The sequence below is a fragment of the Streptomyces sp. L500 genome, from assembly GCF_054551825.1.
The window spans coordinates 60,658-81,693 of the sequence record NZ_JBTOLC010000024.1 but is presented as its reverse complement, the minus strand read 5'-3'; the positions used below and the strand labels follow the sequence as shown (position 1 = coordinate 81,693).

Genomic DNA, 21,036 nt, shown 5'->3' with positions numbered 1-21,036 from the left:
CCTAATCGCCGGGTGGCGCACTAGTGCACTGGTCTATCAAACTACCTGTTCAGAGCGCCGATTGGCCTTGCCTAGTGCACTGTGTACGGCGTACAGTCGGTGTCATGCGGAACACCGACATACTCATCTCCGGTGCCGGTATCGGCGGCACCGCCCTGGCGTACTGGCTGAGCGTGGCGGGCTTCGCCGTCACCGTCGTCGAGCGGGCGCCGGAACCCCGGCCGGGCGGCCAGACCGTGGACCTGCGGGGCGCGGGCCGCACCGTGGTCTCGCGGATGGGCCTGATGGACCGGGCGCGGGAGCTCGCCGTCGACCAGCGCGGCTTCGCGTACGTCAACGGGTCCGGCCGTATCACCGCCCGGATGCCGGCGGACAGCTTCGGCGGCGAGGGGATCATCTCGGAGATCGAGATCCTCCGCGGCGACCTCGCCCGCCTGCTGTACGACGCCACCCTGCCGGACACCGAGTACCTCTTCGACGACACCGTCACCCGCCTCGACGAGGACGACGACGGGGTCACCGTCACCTTCGAGAAGGCCGCCCCCCGCCGGTTCGGGCTGGTCGTCGGCGCGGACGGACTCCACTCCGCCGTCCGCGCCCTGGCCTTCGGGCCGGAGCGGGACCGCGTCCTGCCGCTGAACGTGTACACCGCCTGGTTCACGGCCGCCGAGGACCTGGAGCTCGACGGCTGGATGCTGATGTACAACGAGCCCGGCGGACTCGTCGCCTCGGCCCGCCCGGGCCGGCTCCCCGGTGAGATCAAGGCGGGCCTCAGCTTCCGCTCGGCCCCCCTCGACTACGACCGGCGCGACCTCGCCGCGCAACAGGACCTGGTGGCCCGGCGCTTCGCCGGCGCCGGATGGGAAGTGCCGCGCCTGCTGCGGGCGATGCGCGCCGCGCCCGACTTCTTCCTCGACTCCATGGGGCAGGTCCGGCTCGACAGCTGGTCCCGGGGCCGGGCGGCGCTCGTCGGGGACGCCGGCTACTGCGCGACGCCGCTCACGGGCCTGGGCACCAGCCTGGCCCTGGTCGGCGCCTATGTCCTGGCGGGCGAACTCGCCTCCGCGGGCGGCGACCACCGGATCGCCTTCCGGAAGTACGACGAGGTCATGCGCCCGTACGTCGACCAGGCCCAGGAACTGCCCCCCGGCGGCGCTTGGGGATACGCGCCCTCCAGCTCGCTGGCCATCGGCTTGCGGAACCTGTCGATGCGGGCGATGAACCACTGGCCGATGAAGAACATGCTCGCCGCGCAGTTCGCCAAGGCCGGGAACATCGCCCTGCCCGAGTACGACCGCCTCGCCGCCGGCAGCGGTGCCGCCGACAGGGGATAGCCGGTCAGTCGCCGGACGGGCTCGCCTCGGCGCGGTGGACGAGATCGGCGATCAGCGTCGCGATGCCCGGCCACAGCTCGCGGGGGAAGTTGTGGCCCAGGCCGTCGAAGATCTCGAGCGTGGCGCCGGGGACGGCCGCCGCGGTGGCCCGCCCACCGCTGACGTCGCACATGGGGTCGTCCGCGCCGTGGATCACCAGGGTCGGGAGCGAGAGCGTCCGCAGCCGCTCGGTGCGGTCTCCGGAGGCCAGGACGGCGATGGCCTGGCGCAGCATGCCCACGCGGTCGTAGCCCCGGTCGTAGGCGCGGCCGGCCCGTTCGGCCACCCCGTTGTCGTCGGGCTTGAACCCGGGGGACCCGATCGCCCTCATGGCCCGCACCTGCCAGCCGATGAAGGACCGCCGGTCGTCCGGCGGCGCCCCCAGCCCGGCCAGGACGGTGAAGTCGGGCTGGCCCACGGCCCGGTCGCCGGTGGTGGACATCATCGACGTGAGCGACCGGATCCGGGTCGGGTGCTCGATGGCGATCATCTGGGCGATCATGCCGCCCAGGGAAGCGCCGACGACGTGGACGCTGTCGAATCCGAGGACGTCGAGCAGCCCGACGGCGTCGGCCGCCATGTCCGACAGCGTGTAGGAGGCCGATGAGAAATCACCGGCCATCGCGGCCTGGAGGTCCGGCGGTGGCACGTGAGGGAAATGCGACGACCGGCCGGCGTCCCGATTGTCGAACCGGATCACTTGCACGCCACGGTCGACGAGTTCGGCGCAGAATCCCTCCGGCCAGTGGATCATTTGCGCGCCGCCGCCCATCACCAGCAGCACGGGCGGCGCCTTGGGGTCGCCGAAGCGCTCGTAGGCCACTTCGATGGCTGACGGGCCGACATTCAGAGCTTTCTCTTCACTCACAGCCGCAACGTCTCCTCAGTCGAGTGGAGACATGAACATACCTGTATTTAAGGCGATCGAAAATACTAACAGGTGGAATTTTTACAAAATGGACAATAGTGAAGGAAAGGCGTTCCGGGTCCCGGTTGCAGATGCCGTGAACGGGGAGTGAGCTGAGGACATGACCGGCACGAGATGCGCGTGCCTGCCAGGTGTCCCCTGCTGGGTGAGCCTGGCCACGCGGAACCTGGACGGGGCCAAGGACTTCTACGGGCCGCTGCTGGGGTGGCGGTTCGAGACCATGCCCGGCCGGCGGGGCTCCTACATCCACGCGATGGCGGGCAGGACGGCGGTCGCCGGTATCAACGCGACGGCCCACGAGTGGGAGCTCCCCGTCACCTGGACCACCTACTTCGGTACGGAGAGCGCCGACGCCGCCGTCGGCCGCGTCCAGGAACGCGGTGGCACCGTCGCCGTCGGGCCGCTGTCGTCCGACGAGGGGCGCCTCGCGCTCGCGGCCGATCCGGCCGGGGCCTCCTTCGGCCTGTGGGAGTGCGGGGCCGAGCCCGGGGAGCCCCGGTCGCCCGGCGTGGGAGGCAACGCGGTATGGGTGGAGCTGCGCACCCGGGACGCGTTCGAGGCGGCGCTGTTCTACGGCGGCGTCTTCGACTGGGACCGCAGGCCCTCCCCGCCCTACACCGTCCGCTGGGAGGAGGACCGCGTCATCCTCGACATCGACAAGCGGACGGTGGCGACGTTGTACGGCGGAGCCGTGGAGGGAACGGTCGATCCGCGGCTGCGGCCCCGGTGGCACGTGTTCTTCTCCGTAGCCGACGTCGACGCCACGATGGAGACGACGCGGAAGCTGGGCGGGCAGACCATCGGTGAGCCCAGCCCGACCCACTTCGGCCGCACGGCCACGCTGCGCGACCCGGAGGGCGGCGTCTTCTGCGTGGTCAGCGACCACGGCTGAGCCGTACCGACGGCTCCGGGACCGACGGGACGACGCCCACCGCGCTTTCCGTCAGGCTGCCCAGATACAGGCGGCCGTCGTGCTCGCACACGCTCGTCACCATGCGGAAGTCCCCGCCGGGGCGTTGCAGGTCGTGCGCCAGGCGGCCGGAGGAGTCCAGGGCGATCACCCAGGCGGTGGCTTTCGGGCCCGGCCGGAGCGCGTCCGGCAGGGCCCACGCCGCCCGGCGCAGCGCGGGATGGGTGCGGTGCAGCAGATCGAGCGCCGGTTGCCGCGGAGCGGCCATGGCCACCCAGATCAGCCCGCCGGGACCGGTGGAGAGGTTGTCCGGAAAGCCGGGCAGACCGTCGGCGAAGACATCGCGCTCGCCCGCCCGGGGGCCGGTGAGCCACAGCCGCGTCAGCCGGTAGGCGCCGGTCTCGGCGACCACGAGGAACGAGCCGTCGGGCGCGAGAGCCACACCGTTGGCGAACTGGAGCCCGTCGAGCACCACTTCCGCCGTGCCCGCGTCCGGCTCGTACCGGATGAGCCGGCCGGTGCCGGAGTGCTCCAGCAGGTCGCCCATCCAGTGGCGCAGCGGGAAGCGTCCGCTGGCGTCGGTGACGTACACGGCGCCGTCCGGCGCCACGACCGCGTTGCTGCACACCCCGAGGGGACGGCCCGCCGCCTCCCGGAGGAGCGTCTCGACGCGCCCGGAGCCGGGCTCCACCCGCAGCAGCCCGCGCTCGGCGTCGCACACCAGCAGCCGCCCGTCCGGCAGCGGGCACAGGCCCAGCGGCCGCCCGCCGGTGTCGGCGACGGCGCTCGCACGCCGCCCGGCCGGGTCCAGCCGCAGGATCCGCCCGTCCGCGACACCCGTCAGGATCCGCCCCTCGGCGTCGACCCGCACGTCCTCCGGCCCCGTACCGTCGAGCGGCACGCGGCGGACGGGCGGCAGGGGCACGCGGCTGTACGCGGCCCGGGCCCGCGCGGGGCGGCGCGGAGGCCGCCAGACGACGGGCCGCAGGGCGGGCTTCTCGCGGGTCCGGCCTTCGTTCATGGCGCACCTTTCCGTACGGGTGGGCCGGACGCTACCCAGAGCGGTGCGGGCGGGCCACCCGGCGACGGGCCCGGGATCCGCATCCGGCCACGGTGAGCCCGCGTCAGACAGCGCTCTCGAACAGCCTTTCCGCCTCCGCCACCGCCCCTGCCAAGGCCCCGGGATCCGGCCGCAGCCCCGCGACGATCGCGTCGACGCCGCGCAGCCCCGCCCGCTGAAGGAGGCGCTTCTCGTTGGTGACCCACTCGCCGCGCGCCGCCAGCACCGCGTGCGCCGTCTCCAGGGCGGCGGTGGCCACCGCGCCCGCGACCTCCGTGACCTGGCCGCGCGGCACGTACGCGCCCGTGGCGTAGCGGAGTGTCAGGGCCGCCCGGCCGCGCCACACGGGCGGGGCGGCCTCGCGCAGCGCCTCCGGGTACGCGGGCCGGGGCAGCGTGCCCCGCAGCACGCGGTTGAGGGCGAGCTCGGCGACCACGAGGTAGCTGGGGATGCCCGCGAGGTGGAACATCAGCGGCTCCCAGTGGAAGCGGCCCCGCCGTGACTCGGCGAGTTGGTGTTCCACCACGTCGAGGTCGCGGTAGTGGACGTCGACGCGCCGGCCGTCGACCGTGAGCCATGCCCCTCCGTTGAAGACGCCGCCGCCCCAGTCGCCGATGCCGGACACCTCGCCGTCCCATCCGTGGGCGTCGGCGAGGTCACGCAGGCCGGCCGGGTCGAAGGCGCCCCGGTAGTACAGGGCCAGGTCCCAGTCGCTGTCCGGGGTCGCGGTGCCCTGGGCCCGCGAGCCGCCGAGAGTGACGGCGCGTACGGAGGGCAGGGCGGCGAGCCGGTCGGCGACGTGGTCGAGGAAGGTGTCTTCGGTCATGAGGTTCCGATCGTGTGTGGTGAGGGAGGGACTCCGCGAGGAGCGGGCGCGGCGGCCGGACGCCGGGTCAGGCGCCGGCCGTCTCCACCTGTATCTCCTCCGCTGTCGGCGGATCCGTCAACGGAATTACGGGGAGGCGGCCCGCCGCGCGTGGGCGTCAAGCTTGCGTCAAGTACTTGCGTCGATACGCAAGTAGCGCGCTATGCTCTCCACGTTCGTCATGGTCACCGCGCCCGCGCGCGCCCCGGCCGGGAGGAGGCGGGAGACATGGACGGCAGTAGTCACAGTCCGGGTCACAGTAGGCCCCGTATCCGCGTGTCCTCGTCCACCTCCGGTACGCGGTAACCACCTTCCCTGCGCGCTCCGCGCCACGCCACAGCCCCGCAGCCGGTACCCGTGCGGCGATCCGCCGCCTCGGGCCCTCGTGCTGCCCGCTCGCAGGGGGGATCGCTGCCGCGCGCCCCAAACCTCCCCCGACGGGGGACCGGGAGGCTGTCATGACCGACCTGACCACCACCGCGCCCACCGGGACCGCACCACCTGTTCCCGCACCCCGCACCGCCGTGCTCGACGACGCCCACACCGGCGACATCCGCGGCGCCCTGGGCACCATCAGGAGCGACGACACCGCACCCCGCCGCGGCCTGCCCGCCAAGTTCAAAACGCTCCTCGCGATCGTCGGGCCGGGCCTCATCGTGATGGTCGGCGACAACGACGCCGGCGCCTTCGGCACCTACAGCCAGGCCGGCCAGAACTACGGCACCAGCCTGCTGTGGACCCTCCTCCTGCTCATACCCGTCCTCTACGTCAACCAGGAAATGGTGCTGCGCCTGGGCGCGGTGACCGGCGTCGGGCACGCGCGGCTGATCCTGGAGAGGTTCGGAAAGTTCTGGGGCGCGTTCTCCGTCATCGACCTCTTCCTCCTCAACGCGCTGACGATCGTCACCGAGTTCATCGGCATCACCCTGGCCGTCGGCTACCTCGGGCTGCCGAAGGTGCCGAGCGTCCTGCTCGCCGCCGCGATCGTCGTCGCCGCCGCGTCGACCGGCTCGTTCCGCCGCTTCGAACGCACCGCGATCCTCCTGTGCGCCGGCTCGCTGCTGCTGATCCCCATCTACCTCATCGTCCATCCGCCCGCCGGGCGCATGACACACGACTTCCTCGTACCGGGCATGCCCCACCATGCCCAACTCGCCGACGTCATGCTGCTGATCATCGCCATCGTCGGCACCACCGTCGCTCCCTGGCAGCTGTTCTTCCAGCAGTCCTACGTCATCGACAAGCGCATCACCCCCCGTTTCATGCGCTACGAGAAGGCCGACCTGTGGCTCGGCATCGGCATCGTCGTCATCGGAGCCGCCGCCATGACGGGCTTCTGCGCCGCCGCGTTCGCCGGCCACGCCGAATCCGGCGGCTTCACCGACGCCGCCGGTGTCGCCGCCGGACTGGAGAAGTACGCGGGCAGGACGGCGGGAGTACTGTTCGCCGTCGCGCTGCTCGACGCCTCGGTCATCGGCGCCTGCGCCGTCTCCCTGTCCACGGCCTACGCCATCGGCGACGTCATGGGCCTCAAGCACTCGCTGCACCGCGGCATCAGGGGCGCCAAGGGGTTCTACGCGGTCTTCGCCGGCCTCATCCTCACCGCGGCCGTCGTCGTGGTCGTCCCCGGCTCACCGCTCGGCCTGCTCACCGAGGGGGTCCAGACCCTCGCGGGCGTCCTGCTCCCCTCCGCCTCGGTCTTCCTGCTCCTGCTCTGCAACGACAAGTCCGTCCTGGGCCCCTGGGTCAACGGGCGCGCGATGAACATCTTCACGTCCGTCGTCGTCGCCGTCCTCGTCACCCTCTCCGTCATCCTGACCGCCGCCGTCGTCTTCCCCGGCATCACCTCGCAGGCGATCCTCGACATCATGGGGATCTGCGGCGTCGCCGGCATCCTCGCCCTCGGCTACGCCGAGACGCGCCGCCGCCGCAAGGGCTGGGCCCTGGCCGGGCCCGTCGACCGCGCGGGCAAGGAGAACTGGCGGATGCCGCCGCTCGGCGAACTGCCCGAGCCCATCGTCTCCACCGGCCGCAAGATCGGCCTCACCGCCCTGCGCGTCTACCTGCTCGCCGCGACGATCCTGGTGGTCGTCCGCATCGCGCAGCTCGCCCTCGGCCACTGAGGCCCCCTACGTCTCCGGGGCGGCGCGCCCCCGTCCGCCGCCCCGGAGACCCCGGCCCCCGCTCACCGTCGAGAAGGTGCGTCATGAGACTGCTGCCCCGTTCCCCCTCCCGCCGCCCCCTGCCGCCGCGACCGGCGCCGACCACCGCCACCCTCCACGCCCGGTGCGACCGGCGCGTGGAGAACAAGGTCCGCGCCCTGTGCGTCATCGGGCTCTCGGGCCCCGGCGCCCGCCTGAGCAGCCTCCACATCGTCGACCCGGACGACGCCGCCGACGTCGTCGTGACCGTCCGGCTGACCTTCGCGGAGGGCGGCCCGGCGCTCGTCGCCCTGGAACGACTGGTGGGGCAACTGTCGCGGGAACCCGGTGTGCGCGACCTCCACTGGCGCCTCGACACCCCGCGCGGAAGCGGTGATCTTCCCCCTCGCCGGTGAACACGAGGGCCTCTAGACTCCTCGCATGGACGCGCAGGGTTCACCCGACGTCGGCCCGGTGTTCGAGCAGGCGGTCGCCGTGCTGAAGGCCGTGGCCGATCCGACGCGTTTCCATGTGCTGTGGGCGTTGGCCCAGCGGGAGCACTCCGTGGGGCAGCTGGCCGAGCTGGCGGGCGCCCACGTGGCCGCGGTCTCGCAGCACCTGGCCCGGCTGAGGAGCGCGGGCCTGGTCGTCTCGCGCCGCGAGGGCACGCGCATCTTCTACCGCGCCGCCGGGGACCACGTACGGACGCTGCTGGAGGGCGCGGTGCTGGTCGCCCGGGCCGAGCCGGTGACCGGAGCCGAGGACGGCCCCGCCCCGGTGGAGGCCGCCCCGGCGGCCGGGACCGCCATGGCCGGGCGCGCGGTGCGCCGCCTGCGGCCGCGGGCGACGGGCGGCTGAGCGCGGCCCGGCCGTACTCCCGCGCGACGGTGCTCAGCCGGCGGCGCCTTTGTCGAGCGCGTACTGCTCGGGGCCGGCGTCATAGGAGTACAGCTCGGCGTAACGGCCCCAGTCGGTGGCCGTCTCCAGCTGCCGCACGACCTCCTCGCCGGTGTAGTGGTGGGCGAGCAGGTCACGGAAGAAACCGGCGCGCAGCCTGCCGTCGCCGCGCTGAAGGCTCGTCAGGATCAGCCGGACCAGCGGCGCGGTGTCCAGGACGGCCAGGGCGAAGATCTTCTTGGCCTCCTGGACGTCCGCCTCCGCGAAGCCCCGGCCCATCGGGGTGAGCAGCAGGTCGCTGTCGTGGACGACGGCGAAGCCGAGCAGGTCCAGGGCGTCGACCAGCGGCAGCAGGTCGTCCGTCGCCAGGCCGAGGTCCTCGGCCAGGTCGGCGAGGTCGCAGCGGTCGCCGTGCCGGGCCAGGATCCCGGCGAGGCCGGAGAGCCCGTCGACCCCGGCCCTCGGCAGCGGGGTGGTGGCGACCGTGCGCCTCACGGGTCCGCCCGCCTCGTGCCCGGGCCGCCCGGGCAGGGCGGGGGCCGCTGTCTTCTCACGCCCCGTCATGACGCGGTAGACGGCGTCGACGAGGGCCTCGAACTCGGGCGCGCCACGGTCCCGGGGGTGTGCCATGGGCACGTCGAAGGCGGCCTTGAGGGAGCCGGGGCGGGAGCCGAGCACCACGATCCGGTCCGCCATCAGCACGGCCTCCTCGATGTCGTGGGTGACCAGGAGGAAGGCGCGGGTGGGGAACTGGCCCGAGGTCCACAGCTCCATCAGCTCGCCGCGCAGGTTCTCGGCGGTGAGCACGTCCAGGGCGGAGAACGGCTCGTCCATCATCAGGACGTCCGGCTCGACGACCAGGGCGCGGGCGAAGCCGACGCGCTGCCGCATCCCGCCCGACAGCTCCTTGGGGTAGGCCGACTCGAAGCCGTCGAGCCCGATGAGGTCGATGGCCTGGAGCGCGGCGGCCGCCCGGGCGCGGGCGGGCACCCCGCGGGCCTCCAGGCCGAGTTCGACGTTCTGCTGGACGGTGAGCCAGGGCAGCAGCGCGAACGTCTGGAAGACCATGGCCGTGCCGGGGTTGGCGCCGTCCAGGGGCCTGCCGCGATAGGTGACGGTGCCCGAACTGGCGGGTATCAGCCCGGCCAGACAGCGCAGCAGGGTGGACTTCCCGGAGCCGGAGCGCCCCAGCAGGGCGACGATCTCCCCGGCCCGCACCTCCAGGTCGATGCCGGCCAGGACGGGCAGCTCCCCGTCGGCCCCGGCGTAGGACTTGGTCAGGCCGTGGGCGGCGAGCAGCACCTCGCCGCCGGCGGGCCGGGGTCGGGGCCGGTGGTGGGCCGGGGCGGGTCCGGCGTCGGATGCCATGGCGAGGCTCCTTCCTGGATTCCTGGAGTGACGTCGGAGTGACGTCAGAGGGAGTAGCGGGTCCGGGCGAGGCGGTGGAGCCTGCGCCACAACAGCCGGTTGAGGCCGACGACGTACACGGCCATCACCGCGACGCCCGCGATCAGCCGCGGGTGGTCGCCCTCCGCCGTGGCCCGGGAGATGTAGGCGCCCAGACCGTCGGCGGACAGCGTGGTGCCCCCGAAGGTGACGGTCTCGGAGACGATCGAGGCGTTCCAGGCGCCGCCGGAGGCGGTGATCCCACCGGTGACGCAGTAGGGGAAGACGGCCGGGATGATCAGGCGCCGCCACCGCTGCCGGCCGCGGACGCCCAGGTCGTCCATGGCCTCGCGCAGATCGGTGGGAATGGCGGACGCGCCGGCGATGGTGTTGAACAGGATGTACCACTGGGCGCCCAGCGCCATCAGCAGCATGCCGCCGACGTTCAGCGACACCCCCGTCCTGAGGAAGAGCCAGGTCGCCAGCGGGAAGAGGAAGTTGGCGGGGAAGCTCGCCAGGACCTGCACCACCGGCTGGGCGATCCGGGCCAGCCGCGGCGAGAAGCCGATCCGTACGCCGACGGGCACCCAGACGAGCATCGCCACCGCCACCAGCACCAGCACGCGGGCGAGCGTCGCCAGGCCGAGCAGGAACGGCTCCCCGAGGGCTCCCAGACCGGTGCGGTGCCGGAGGTAGCCGAGGAGATCGGCCAGCCCCCAGGCGAGCAGCCCGCCCGCCACCACGGCGAGGACCAGGTCACCGGCGCGCCCGCGCCGGCGGCGGGCCGTCAGCGGCCGGTCGTCGACGCCGAGGACCCGCCCGGCCCGCCCCAGCAGTTCGGCAACCGGCCGGAGCAGCCGCCCCAGCAGGGCAGGCCAGGACGAGCGGCGCACGAGGTCCAGCACGAGCGACCGCTGGACGTCGGCCGCCCCTGACTGCTCGTTCTTGAACCGCTCCGTCCACGCGGTCAGCGGTCGCCAGAAGAAGAAGTTCACCCCGACGACCATGACGGCCATGGTGACCACCGCCCACCCGACCTTGCCCAGGTCGCCGTCGGCGATGGCCGTGCCCGCGAACGAACCCACCCCCGGCAGGGCGTGCTTGTGGCCGGGGACGCTGATGGCCTCGGACGCCACGAGGAAGAACCAGCCGCCCCCGAAGCTCATCATCCCGTTCCACACCAGCCCGATCGCCCCGGCAGGCAGCTCCACCTTCCAGAACCGCATCCAGCGGGTGAACCGGAACGACCGGGACACCTCGTCGAGCTCGCGGGGGAGCGTGATGAGCGAGTGGTAGAAGCCGAAGGCCATGTTCCACGCCTGCGAGGTGAAGATCGCGAAGATCGACGCGCACTCCAGGGCGGGCGTGGAACCGGGGAAGAGCGAGACGAAGCCGGCCACCGCCACCGTCAGGAAGCCCAGCACCGGCACGGACTGGAGGATGTCCAGCGCCGGGATCAGCACCCGCTCCAGCCGACGGCTGTGCGCCGCCGCGTACGCGCAGCCCACGGCGAAGGTCACGGAGACCGCCAGCGCGGCGAACATCCGCAGCAGGCTCCGCGCCGCGTAGTACGGCAGCTCCGCCGGGGAGGTGTCCACCTTCGTCACATGGGCCGGGTCGAAGGAGACGGTGGCCTCCTCGCCGACGCGCAGCAGCAGGTACATCCCCACCAGCACCGCCGCGGCCACCGCGACGTCCGCCCAGGACGGCCTCGACGACGCCCGGGCCACGGTGGAGCGCGACGGAAACGTCATAGGAGCCCCCCGGAACGCGGCAGTCTGCGGTCCGACGATAGGACACGCCGTGGCGGGCTCAGCGCTCCGGGGCGGCCTCGGGGGCGCTCTCGGGAGCGGTCTCGACGGTGGATTCGGCGGCGGATTCCCATGCGGCGAGCAGACGCCGCACCTCGGCGACGATCACCTCGGGCTCGGTCGTCGGGACCATGTGGTCGGCCCGCCCGGCGAGGACGTGCCGTCCGCGCGGCGACCGCGCGGCCCGGTGGGCGTGCGAGGCGTTGACGGACGCGCGGGCCTTCGCGCTCATGCCGACGGTGCGCCGAGTGGCGGAGACGACCGTGAGCGGAATGTCGCCGAGGGCCGGCGGGTGCTCCAGCAGGTACCGCAAGTCGGGCTCGACGCACGCCTGTTCGGCACCCATGGCGCGTACGGCCGCGACGGTGAAGGCCTCCGCGCGCATGTCGGCGGCGGCGTCCGCCGGCAGGGCGGCGGTCACCTTGCGGAACAGCAGCCCGAACACCTTGACGCGGGCCAGCAGCAGGGCCATCCGGAGACGGCTCTTCTCCAGTTTGCGGAGGGACGGGTCGAAGAGCAGCTCGCACGCCTCGTCGGTGGGGTCGACGAGCACCAGCCCGGCGATCCGCCCCGGCCGGTCCGCGGCGGCGAGGCGGACGACCGGCCCGCCCCAGCTGTGCCCGACGAGCACGAAGGGCCCCGGGCCGAGGTGGTCGAGGAGATCGCCCAGGTCGTCGGCGAGCCGCCGCAGGTCGCGGGTCCCCGACGGGTCGGGGGCGCTGCGGCCGAGGCCGCTCCGGTCGTAGACCACCGTGCGCGCCGAGCGGGCCACGTCCCGCTGGACGAGCGCCCAGTACGAGCGGGTCGCCGCCAGACCGCCTTCGAACACCACCGTCACCGGGCCGGCGTCGGCGGGGCCCGCGAGCTCCATGAGGAAGAGTTCGCGGCCGTCGCGGGTGCGTGCGGTGCCGGGTGTGCCCTGGCTGTGCTGTCGCTGCATGGTGTCCGTCCGTCCTCGTCAGCGGATCCGGCGAGCTGTTCGACCGAAGGGGAACTTAGGCTAACCTAAGTTTCTGCTTCGGTGTCCTGCGGCGAACGGGCCGTCGGCGCCGAAGACCAGCTCCGCGAAGCGTTCGCCGATGCGGCGATGGCCGGCGGAGTCGGGGTGGAGCCGGTCGGGCAGCGGGAGCTCGGCGAAGTCCGCTTCCCCGTAGAGGGCGCGGCCGTCGAGGTAGTGGAGATTCGGGTCGTCCGCCGCCCGGCACGCGGTGACGCGGGCGAGCTCGGCGCGGACGACGTTGAGTGTCAGCCGCCCGGAAGCGAGGTCCCCGGGATCGCCGAGCGCCCGGAAGGTCACCTTCCCGTCGTCGGTTTCCGGTACGACGGGACCGGGGGTGTCCTCCTGGAGGGGGCAGAGGACGGGGGAGACGACCAGCAACGGGGTGCCGGGGTGCCCCTCGCGGATGGTGTCGAGGAATCCGTGCACCGCCGGGCCGAAGGCGCGCAGACGCATCGCGTCGGAGTTGACCGGATTGATGCCGACCTTGACGCTGATCAGATCGGCGGGGGTGTCGCGCATCGTCCGCGCGGTGAACGGGTCGAGCAGGGCGTTGCCGCTCAGGCCGAGGTTGACGAGCTCCACGCCGCCGGCGGAGGCGGCCAGCGCCGGCCATGTCGCCGTGGGGCCCTCGGCGTTGGGGCCGTGGCTGATCGAACTGCCGTGGTGCAGCCATACCCTGCGGCCCCGGTCCGGCGCGGCCTCGACCGGGGCGTCGGTGCGCAGGGCGATCAGCTCGGTCGCCTCCGCCTGCGGCAGCCAGATCTCGACGTCCTTGACGCCGGAGGGCAGGCCGGCGAACCGCACGGTGCCGGCCGGCCCGGTCCGGAGCGCCGTGGACCAGGTGGTCGTGTCGACGCTGAGGACGTTGCCGCCCGGGACGCCGGCCCGCCCGGCGAGCCGGCCGTCGACGAGCAGGTCGTACACCCCGGCCGGGAGGGGCGGGGTGCCCTGGAAGACGGTTCTCGTGGGCAGGACGTCCAGTTCGACGGCCGTGGCGGCGGTCCGGAAGACCAGCCGCACCCCGGAGGGCTGGGCCTCGACCAGCGACAGGAACGGATCGGGGAACTGCTCGCGCGCCCAGGCGGGCAGCCGGTGCGGCCGGACGCCGGACGCGGTGCGCTCCAGGTCGAGGGCGCCGCGCAGGAGGCGGGCGTCGAGGGGAGTGGAGATCCAGTCGGTCATGGTGGCTCCCTTGGGGGGTGCTCGGAATCGTCGCCGGATCGAGGGGGAATGGCCACTATTGGCGTGAAGTGGTGAGCCGGAGATCGAAACGGACCTTGACCGCGCCCTGTTTTGGGAATTTTTCGCTCGTTCGGGCAACGCTGCCCATTACGCTTCGTAATGTTGGCGTTTCGAAGTGATGGCCCGGTAGCGTCCGTGGAAACGAGGGAGCCCTGGCTGGCCGTCAACCAAGTGCCAGAGCCCCTCTTCTTGTTCGCTTCGATCCCGGAGGGCGTCATGCCTCCTGACCACATGCCACGACGAGCCGTTCCCGGCCCGGCGCGGCACCCGACCGACGGTAACATCCCGCGCTCCGGCGTCGCCGGAGTCCGGATGGTCCGTGACCTGACGGTGGACCTCCAGGCAAGCGCGTTCGTGGCGTTGGTGGTGACCGGACTGGTGCTCATCTTCTCGCCCGGCGCCCTGCCCGCCGCCGCGGCGGCCGTGCTGACCACGCTCTCGTGCACGGGCCGCTCCCTCCTGCGCTACCGGCGCCTGAGCGGTATGTGAGACCCCGTCAAGTCGCCCGGGCCGGCGGGAGGGGACGCACGGCCCGGGCGGCACCGCGCGCACCGCCACCGGCGACGGCCGGCACAGAACTCCACAGGACAGCACCCCGAAAGGGCTACCCCCGAGATGACCAACGGCGCGGGCAGTACGGTGATCTGCCGCAATCCGGCGTGCTCCGACCCCGTACCCCCCACCCGGCACGGCAGGCCCCGGATATATTGCAGCGACGCCTGCCGCCGGGCGTACTACCGCGCCGGAACCGCCCGCCGGGGCTCGCCCGACACCGAGCGCCACGACCGGTACGTCCAGCAGATCCTCGACGAGCTCTGGCAGCGCGTCGACCGGCTGCGCGACCTCGCCCACGCCGACCGCACCGGGCTCACCGGAGCCGACTCCCCGCGCTCCCAGGCCCTCGCCCTCCTCAAGGGCAGCGCGGAGGCATGCAAGGACCTCCAGGACCTGGACGCCGCCATCGTCCAGCAGGCCCGCGACCGGGGCGTCAAGGTCGCCGACATCGCCGCGGCCCGCAACATCTCCGCCGACAAGGTCAGTCGCGACTGGCCCGCCGACAGCATCGACCGCCGTATGAACCAGCGTCAGCAACGCCGCAGCGTCGTGCACCGCCCGGCCGGTTCCCCGGACGTCGCGAACGAGCCCCTCCACCTCCCCGGCCGCTACCTCCCCGGGGAAGGGCTCGGCCCGGGCCTCTCCGGATACGGACGCGACTCCACAGAAGGCCCTCCACCCACGGGCGACCCGTGCCCGTACCCTGCCGGCCGCCCGGCCCGCCGTCCCCGCTGCGCCTCCGCGTCGCTCACGGGCCCGGTGGTGTGCCGGGGATGCCGTAACGTCTACCCGTCGTTGACGCCGGATCCGAGGGAGCCCCGCCATGAGGGAGCCGTACCCGCCGAACGAGCCGTACGACAAGGGCATGCTCGACGTCGGTGACGGCAACGTCCTGTACTGGGAGACCTGTGGCGACCCCGAAGGCAGGCCCGCCCTCGTCGTCCACGGCGGACCGGGCTCCGGATGCGGCCCGGGGGCGCGCCGGTACTTCGATCCGGACCGGTACCGCGTCGTGCTGTTCGACCAGCGGGGGTGCGGCCGCAGCACCCCGCACGCCGCCGACCCCACGACCGACATGCGCCACAACACCACCGAGCACCTCGTCGCCGACATGGAGCGGCTCCGCCGGCACCTCGGGATCGACCGCTGGCTGCTGTACGGCGGTTCATGGGGATCGACGCTCATCCTGGCCTACGCCGAGCGACACCCCGAACGCGTCTCGGAGATCGTCATCTCCGGCGTCACCACCACCCGGCGCTCGGAGATCGACTGGCTCTACCGGGGAGCCGGCCGGTTCTTCCCCGAGGAGTGGGAACGCTTCCTCGCCGGCGCCCCGGGCACCCCGGCCGACGGGGACGTCGTCGGGGCGTACGCGCGGCTGCTGGAGCACCCCGCCGCCGAGGTGCGCGAGAAGGCGGCGGCCGAATGGTGCGCGTGGGAGGACGCGGTCCTGTCGGGGGAGACACGGGGCAGCGCCACCCGCCCGTACGGCGACCGCCCGCCGAGGGCGCGGATCGCCCTGGCGCGTATCTGCTCCCACTACTTCTCCCACGGCGCGTGGCTGGAGGAGAGCGCGCTGCTGCGCGACGCCCACCGGCTGGCCGGCATCCCGGGCGTCCTGGTCCACGGCCGGCTCGACCTGGCCGGCCCCCTCGGTACGGCCTGGGAACTCGCCCGGGTCTGGCCCGACGCGGAGCTGATCGTCGTCGACGACGAGGGCCACGTGGGCGGCGCCACGACACGCGACCACGTGCTCGCGGCCCTCGACCGGTTCGCCGCGCACGACCGTCTCCCGCACGGGAACTGATCACACGGGGAGTGTCAGCGCCGAGTCCGCGTGCAGCGTGACGACGACCGGTACGAACGCGGTGGCGTCGAGCGGCGATTCACCCGTGCCCGGGTCCCGGGCGTAGCGGGGATGGGCGCCCGCGCTGATCTGCCAGCGCAGGCGGTGCCCGGCGCGGAAGTGGTGGGCGGTGGCGCTCATCGGCACGGTGACCTCGGTGGGCGTGTGCCCGGCGGTCCGTATCCGCGCGACCCCGTCGCAGACGTTGACGGAACGGCCCTGTGCGTCCACGTCGCACAGGCGGGTGAAGACGACGGCGTGACCGGTGTCCGAGGAGACGGTCAGCCGTGCGGAGACCGGGCCGAGGACGTCCACGGACTCGGTCAGCGGTGGGCCGGTGAAGGTCAGGACGTCGTCCCGGGCCTCAAGGGCGCCGTTGTCCCGCGGTCCGGCGGTGGGGGAGAGGAGACGGCCGCCGAGGGACGGGGTGGGCGCGGCCGGGTCGTACCGGAAGGACGCCAGCGGGGCACGGTCGGTGGGGGCCTGTCGCACGAGATGGCCGCCCGGTGCGGGGAACCATGACGCGGTGGCCCGGGGCGGCGGCCAGGCGTCGAGCTCGCGCCAGGCGTCCTCTCCGCCGACGTGCACGCGCACGGGCGAGGTGCGCGGGCCGGAGGGGTCGGCGCACAGGTGGGCCCGCAACCAGGCCAGGGTCTCGGCGAACGTCTCCGGCCAGCCCTTCTGGAGCGCGGAGTTGTGCGTCCAGGGGCCGACGAGCAGGGACACCTCGCCGCCGGCCCGGCGCAGCCGCGCGTACTGATCGAGGGTCTGGTCGGCCAGGACGTCGTGCCACCCGGTGATCAGGGCGGTGGGCACCTTCAGCCGGTCAGGGACCTTTGCGAGGCGGGCGCCCGACCAGTAGGGGTCGTCGGCGTCCGGGTGCGCCAACACGTCGTCCAGCCACGACGCTTCGTCGCCGAGGGCGGATGTGTACGCGCCGCGCAGCGGCTGAGCGGTGGTGACGCGGCGCATATGGCGATGGAGCCGCAGCGTGGCCTTGAGGAAGGGGGCGAGGCCCCGGTGCTGGTGGGTCAGGCCGAGACAGGTGATGAGGGCGTTCTCCAGGTGGAGCGCGCCGTGGGCGTGGAAGTAGGCGTGGGGGTCGTGGAGGCCCGCCTGCACCACCATCGCCTTGAGCTCCGGCGGCGGGTCCAGGGCGAGGGCCCACTGCGTGTACCCCAGGTAGCTGGCGCCGACCGTGCCCAGTGTTCCGTCGAACCAGGGCCGCTCCCGCAGCCACTCCACCGTGGCCAGGCCGTCGGCCGCCTCGTTGCGCCACAGGTGGAACCGGCCGCCCGAGCCGCCGGTGCCGCGACAGCTCTGGACGACGACGTGGAAGCCCTGTTCGGCGAAGAGGACGCCGTACATGGGCGACCACGGCAGGCCCCTGCCGTAGGGGGAGCGCACGAGCAGGGTCGGGAAGTCGCCCTCGGCGCGCGGGAAGTAGTGGTCCGTGAGCAACGGGCTGCCGTCGGCGGCCGGGACCACCAGCCCCGGCTCCCATCCGGCCCGGTACCGCCCGGCAGGGAGGCTCCGCCAGGTCGCTCGCATCATCCGTGACGCGAGCGGAGGCCGTCCGGCGGGCGGCGACCAGGCGGGTCCGGAAACGGTGGTGTGCGCGGGTGTTGTCATCGATCCCCCTGGGAATGAGTCCCTGCGATTGTTTCCCGTACGTTGTACCAGAATAATGGTTGGGTGCCGAACGGATCTGGCGGGGCGGCTGGGGGCTTGGTTAAGGTCGTGAGCATGGAAAAGCAGTGGGACGTGGTGTCCGGAGTCGGCATCACCGCGCTGGCGGTGGCGGCCGCCCGGGCCGTCGAGACCAGCCGTCCCGACGCCCTGATAGCGGACCCGTACGCGCTCGGCTTCGTCGAGGCGGCACGGGCGCCGGTGCGACTGCCCACGACCGAAGCCGAAGCGGCGGCGTCCGACGGACAGGAGTACTGGTCGGAGGCGGCCACCTACGTCGCCGTGCGCACCAGGGCCTTCGACGACCACTTCCGGCGGGCCGCCGAAGTCGGCGTCACCCAGGTCGTGTTGCTGGCGTCGGGGCTGGACACCCGGGCGTTCCGGCTCCCCTGGCCCGAGGACGCGGTCGTGTACGAGATCGACCAGCCCCTCGTCCTGGACTTCAAACTGCGCGTCCTGCGCGAGCACGGCGCGACCGTCGGCGGTCTCCACCGCCCGGTGGGCGCGGACCTCCGCGAGGACTGGCCGGCGGCGCTGGAAGCGGCGGGCTTCGACCGCGCGCGCCCCACCGCCTGGCTCGCCGAGGGCCTGCTGCCCTACCTCCCCGCGGAGGCCGAGGAAAGGCTCTTCCAGGAGATCCACCGGCTCTCCGCCCCCGGAAGTCGGCTCGCGGTGGAGGACTTCGGCAACATGTCGGCGGCTTCGGCGGACAACGCCGCGGACGACAGCGTCCGCACCCTGGGCGTCAACGTCCTCGACCTGATCCACACCGGACGACGCCCCAAGCCGACGGCCCGCCTGACCGGCCTGGGGTGGAACGTGCACGACGTACCCGCCACGCGGGCGGCGACGGAGTACGGGCGCCCGCTATCACCCAAGTTCGCCGAACGGGACGGGCACTACGTCTTCGCGCACCGGTCGTAGGCCCGGGCGATCGCCAGCAGCGCCATGTCGTCGGTGATACGGCCGCCCGTGTGGTGGCCGACATCGGCCAGCAGGGTGTCCAGCAGCTCCTCCGGCCCCGCGAAGGCGCGCCCGGTCAGGGCCGCGACGGGGTCGTAGAAGGCCCCCGAACGGTCCTTGGCCTCGGTGAGGCCGTCCGTGTACAGCAGCAGACAGGACCCGGGCGGGAACGGCACCGTATCGGTCACGCCGTCGCCGGGGCCCAGCTCCGCCAGGCACAGCGGAAGAGCCGGCACGGAAGGCTCGGCGCTGCACACCTCACCCGTGGGGCGCAGCACCAAGGGCGGCGGATGGCCGCGGTTGAAGACGCGCAGTTCGTCACCGGAGTGGGGGATCTCCGCGAGCACGCCGGTGACGAACCCCTCCGCGCGCTCGAGCCCCGCCCGCCGCTCCGCCTCCCGGACCAGCCCTTTCTCGAGCCTGGCCGCGATGTCGGCGAGCGTGGGCTCGTCCTCGGCCGCCTCCCGGAACACCCCCAGCGCCACGTCCACCGCCTTGACCGCGCCCATGCCCTTGCCCCGCACGTCGCCGACCAGGCAGCGCACGCCGTACGGGGTGTCCTGCACGCCGTACAGATCGCCACCGATCTGCGCCTCCTTCGCGGCCGACTGGTAGCGCACGGCGATCCGCAGCGAGCCGATGGAGGTCGGCGGGTGGGGGAGCACGGCACGCTGCACGGCGAGAGCGACCTCCCGCGCCGACTCCAGCCGTACGTTGCGGTAGTGCATGAGGCGGTTGACGACGACGGCGAACGCCGACACGGTCGCCACCGTGGCCAGCTCGCTCAGCCCGCTCGCGTCGCCGATGAAGCCGAAATGGGCGAGCAGGGCGAAGTCGGCGGCGAGGGCGCCGATGCCCGCCAGGATCGTCGCCCGCAGCGACAGCAGCGCGGCGGCCGACATCGGCGCGGCGGTGTAGAAGGCCTCGGCGCTGAACCGGGGAGGGGTGTTGTAGTCGAGCAGGGCACCACCGATCAGCAGGAGGAGGGGCAGCGACTGGAGGTGGCGCAGGAACCACCGCGCCGCCTCCGCGAGCCCCGCGCTCGGTGCCTTCACGTGGCCGCTCCGCTCTCCCGCGAGTACGAGCCCTACGTCACTCCAGCATCCCCGGGTCCGATCATGGGTGCCAGCGGTGGGGCGGCCGTATGGGTGCGCGCCCCGCTGCGGTGAGGGGCTCGATGTCGAAGGTGATGGGGGTGGTGGTCACATAGTGGTTGCCGTCGGCAGGCCGAGGAGAGCGGTCGCGTTGGTGTCGAGGACGCGCTTCGCCTGCTGGGGCGGGAGCCCGGAGCTCTCGATGTAGGCGACGGCGGTGCGGAAGAGGTCGCCGTCCTCGTAGGGGAAGTCGGTCCCCAGGACGATCCGGTCGGCGCCGAGGGTCTCCACGGCGGCCCACAGCGCGGGCCCGTGTCCGTGGCCGACGCTGTCGTACCAGAGCCGGCGCGCGGTCGCGCCGGGCTTCTCGGGGAGGTCCGGGGTCCGCCATTCCCAGGAGTACTGGTTGTCGACGCGCTGGAGCAGCATGGGCAGCGCCCCGCCGAGGTGGGTGGAGAGGATCCTCATGCGGGGGAAGCGGCCGGGAACGCCTGCGCGGATCAGGTGCATGACCGCCACGGTGTCCTCGACGGGAGCGCCGACGGACCAGGTCAGACGGAAGTCCGTGATCTGCGCGCTGCCCGCGCCGCACCCCGCCGGGTGGACGAAGAGGACGGCGCCGCGGTGGTCGAGTTCGGCGAAGACCGGCTCGAACGCCGGGTCGGCGAGCGAACGGCCCAGGACCGAGGTGGTCACGCAGACCCCGGCCATGCCCAGCTCGTCCAGGGCCCGGGCGAGCTCCGCCAGCGCGAGGTCGGTGTGGGGGAAGGGCAGGGAGGCGAAGGCCAGGAACCGCCGCGGCCGGCGCGCCACGACCTCGGCGTACTGGTCGTTGACGAACCGCGCCGCGCGCACCGCGTGGGCGGGGTCGGCGAAGTGGGGCGACTGGGGCGGGGCGGAGAGCACCTGGCAGGCGACGCCCGCCGAGTCCATCAGCTCCAGGCGCGCCTCGAGCTCCTGTTCGCCCAGCCCCGCGCCCATGCCGCGCTGGTCCGCCGTGTCGGTCTTCCCGTAGCCCTCGAGCAGGTCGAGGTACTCGTCGGTCCACGCGTGGGCGTGCACGTCGACGCGCATGGGCGCTCTCCCTCCTGCGCGGTCGCCTTCGGCGGTCGCCGGCGCGGAGGAGGCGGCCGGTCACCCGAACGCGGTCACAGACACCAGGCTGGGACGCGTACGGAAAGGTCGCAAACGCACCGGTGCCCGGCCGGAGCCGGAGAGCCCGGGGGCCGCGGAGCTCATCTGTCCGCCCGTTCGCCGTTGAGGGTGGTTTCCGGGA

General features: G+C 73.1%; 19 protein-coding genes. 9 read left to right on the top strand and 10 right to left on the bottom strand.

The window, feature by feature from the left end:
• Positions 1–104: 104 nt before the first annotated feature.
• Positions 105–1,334: an FAD-dependent monooxygenase gene (locus ACX9I7_RS21615; protein ID WP_459388241.1), complete on the top strand. Its 1,230-nt coding sequence runs from the start codon at positions 105–107 to the stop codon at positions 1,332–1,334.
• 4 nt (positions 1,335–1,338) lie between these two features.
• Here the strand turns inward: ACX9I7_RS21615 and ACX9I7_RS21610 are convergent, their stop codons facing one another.
• Complete coding sequence (locus ACX9I7_RS21610; RefSeq protein WP_387570146.1) at positions 1,339–2,241, bottom strand: alpha/beta fold hydrolase; 903 nt, start codon at positions 2,239–2,241, stop codon at positions 1,339–1,341.
• A 205-nt stretch (positions 2,242–2,446) separates the two neighbouring features.
• Between ACX9I7_RS21610 and ACX9I7_RS21605 the strand changes: the two genes are divergently transcribed.
• Positions 2,447–3,193 (top strand): VOC family protein, encoded by a 747-nt coding sequence (locus ACX9I7_RS21605; protein WP_387570149.1) that lies wholly within the window; start codon positions 2,447–2,449, stop codon positions 3,191–3,193.
• Here ACX9I7_RS21605 and ACX9I7_RS21600 read toward each other — a convergent pair.
• Together ACX9I7_RS21600 and ACX9I7_RS21595 are read right to left on the bottom strand one after the other, a co-directional pair.
• Positions 3,177–4,232, bottom strand: a complete 1,056-nt coding sequence (locus ACX9I7_RS21600; RefSeq protein ID WP_387570152.1) for an SMP-30/gluconolactonase/LRE family protein — start codon at positions 4,230–4,232, stop codon at positions 3,177–3,179. The genes ACX9I7_RS21605 and ACX9I7_RS21600 overlap by 17 nt on opposite strands.
• Positions 4,233–4,335: 103 nt before the next feature.
• Positions 4,336–5,097 (bottom strand): nucleotidyltransferase domain-containing protein, encoded by a 762-nt coding sequence (locus ACX9I7_RS21595; protein WP_459388240.1) that lies wholly within the window; start codon positions 5,095–5,097, stop codon positions 4,336–4,338.
• 497 nt (positions 5,098–5,594) lie between these two features.
• Here ACX9I7_RS21595 and ACX9I7_RS21590 point away from each other — a divergent pair, with 497 nt between their 5' ends.
• The 3 genes from ACX9I7_RS21590 to ACX9I7_RS21580 all read left to right on the top strand — a co-directional run bounded on the left by ACX9I7_RS21590 (position 5,595) and on the right by ACX9I7_RS21580 (position 8,135).
• A complete protein-coding gene (locus ACX9I7_RS21590; protein ID WP_459388239.1) occupies positions 5,595–7,259 on the top strand; it encodes an NRAMP family divalent metal transporter in 1,665 nt (554 codons plus the stop codon).
• Between the two features lie 83 nt (positions 7,260–7,342).
• A complete protein-coding gene (locus ACX9I7_RS21585; RefSeq protein ID WP_459388238.1) occupies positions 7,343–7,693 on the top strand; it encodes a hypothetical protein in 351 nt (116 codons plus the stop codon).
• 25 nt (positions 7,694–7,718) lie between these two features.
• The gene (locus tag ACX9I7_RS21580) at positions 7,719–8,135 is read left to right on the top strand and encodes an ArsR/SmtB family transcription factor (protein ID WP_459388237.1); all 417 of its coding nucleotides are present in this window, start codon (positions 7,719–7,721) and stop codon (positions 8,133–8,135) included.
• Positions 8,136–8,168: 33 nt separating this feature from the next.
• On the opposite strand, the gene ACX9I7_RS21575 is transcribed toward ACX9I7_RS21580, so the two are convergent.
• From ACX9I7_RS21575 to ACX9I7_RS21560, 4 genes are read right to left on the bottom strand one after another with little or no spacing between them, the layout of a single operon-like run.
• Positions 8,169–9,542 carry an ABC transporter ATP-binding protein gene (locus ACX9I7_RS21575; RefSeq protein ID WP_459388236.1) on the bottom strand — a complete coding sequence of 458 codons (1,374 nt, stop codon included), beginning with the start codon at positions 9,540–9,542 and terminating at the stop codon, positions 8,169–8,171.
• A gap of 44 nt (positions 9,543–9,586) precedes the next feature.
• The gene (locus ACX9I7_RS21570) at positions 9,587–11,314 is read right to left on the bottom strand and encodes an ABC transporter permease (RefSeq protein ID WP_459388235.1); all 1,728 of its coding nucleotides are present in this window, start codon (positions 11,312–11,314) and stop codon (positions 9,587–9,589) included.
• Between the two features lie 58 nt (positions 11,315–11,372).
• Positions 11,373–12,311, bottom strand: coding sequence for an alpha/beta fold hydrolase (locus tag ACX9I7_RS21565; protein ID WP_459388234.1), 939 nt, complete (start codon positions 12,309–12,311; stop codon positions 11,373–11,375).
• A 60-nt stretch (positions 12,312–12,371) separates the two neighbouring features.
• Positions 12,372–13,553: a GDSL-type esterase/lipase family protein gene (locus ACX9I7_RS21560; RefSeq protein ID WP_459388233.1), complete on the bottom strand. Its 1,182-nt coding sequence runs from the start codon at positions 13,551–13,553 to the stop codon at positions 12,372–12,374.
• A gap of 372 nt (positions 13,554–13,925) precedes the next feature.
• Here ACX9I7_RS21560 and ACX9I7_RS21555 point away from each other — a divergent pair, with 372 nt between their 5' ends.
• From ACX9I7_RS21555 to pip, 3 genes are all read left to right on the top strand, one after another.
• Entirely contained in the window at positions 13,926–14,102 is a 177-nt protein-coding gene (locus tag ACX9I7_RS21555; RefSeq protein WP_459388232.1) for a hypothetical protein, read from the top strand.
• Positions 14,103–14,228: 126 nt separating this feature from the next.
• Positions 14,229–15,050 carry a hypothetical protein gene (locus ACX9I7_RS21550; RefSeq protein WP_387570179.1) on the top strand — a complete coding sequence of 274 codons (822 nt, stop codon included), beginning with the start codon at positions 14,229–14,231 and terminating at the stop codon, positions 15,048–15,050.
• A complete protein-coding gene (pip, locus tag ACX9I7_RS21545; protein ID WP_459388231.1) occupies positions 14,992–15,975 on the top strand; it encodes a prolyl aminopeptidase in 984 nt (327 codons plus the stop codon). The genes ACX9I7_RS21550 and pip overlap by 59 nt, the downstream gene beginning before the upstream one ends.
• Here pip and ACX9I7_RS21540 read toward each other — a convergent pair whose 3' ends face one another.
• A complete protein-coding gene (locus ACX9I7_RS21540; RefSeq protein ID WP_459388254.1) occupies positions 15,976–17,565 on the bottom strand; it encodes a CocE/NonD family hydrolase in 1,590 nt (529 codons plus the stop codon).
• Between the two features lie 195 nt (positions 17,566–17,760).
• Here ACX9I7_RS21540 and ACX9I7_RS21535 point away from each other — a divergent pair, with 195 nt between their 5' ends.
• The gene (locus ACX9I7_RS21535; RefSeq protein ID WP_459388230.1) at positions 17,761–18,627 is read left to right on the top strand and encodes an SAM-dependent methyltransferase; all 867 of its coding nucleotides are present in this window, start codon (positions 17,761–17,763) and stop codon (positions 18,625–18,627) included.
• Here ACX9I7_RS21535 and ACX9I7_RS21530 read toward each other — a convergent pair.
• Positions 18,603–19,721 (bottom strand): PP2C family protein-serine/threonine phosphatase, encoded by a 1,119-nt coding sequence (locus tag ACX9I7_RS21530; RefSeq protein WP_387570189.1) that lies wholly within the window; start codon positions 19,719–19,721, stop codon positions 18,603–18,605. The two genes, ACX9I7_RS21535 and ACX9I7_RS21530, sit on opposite strands and share 25 nt — an antisense overlap.
• Before the next feature lie 147 nt (positions 19,722–19,868).
• Complete coding sequence (locus ACX9I7_RS21525; protein WP_459388229.1) at positions 19,869–20,834, bottom strand: amidohydrolase family protein; 966 nt, start codon at positions 20,832–20,834, stop codon at positions 19,869–19,871.
• Between the last annotated feature and the right edge of the window lie 202 nt (positions 20,835–21,036).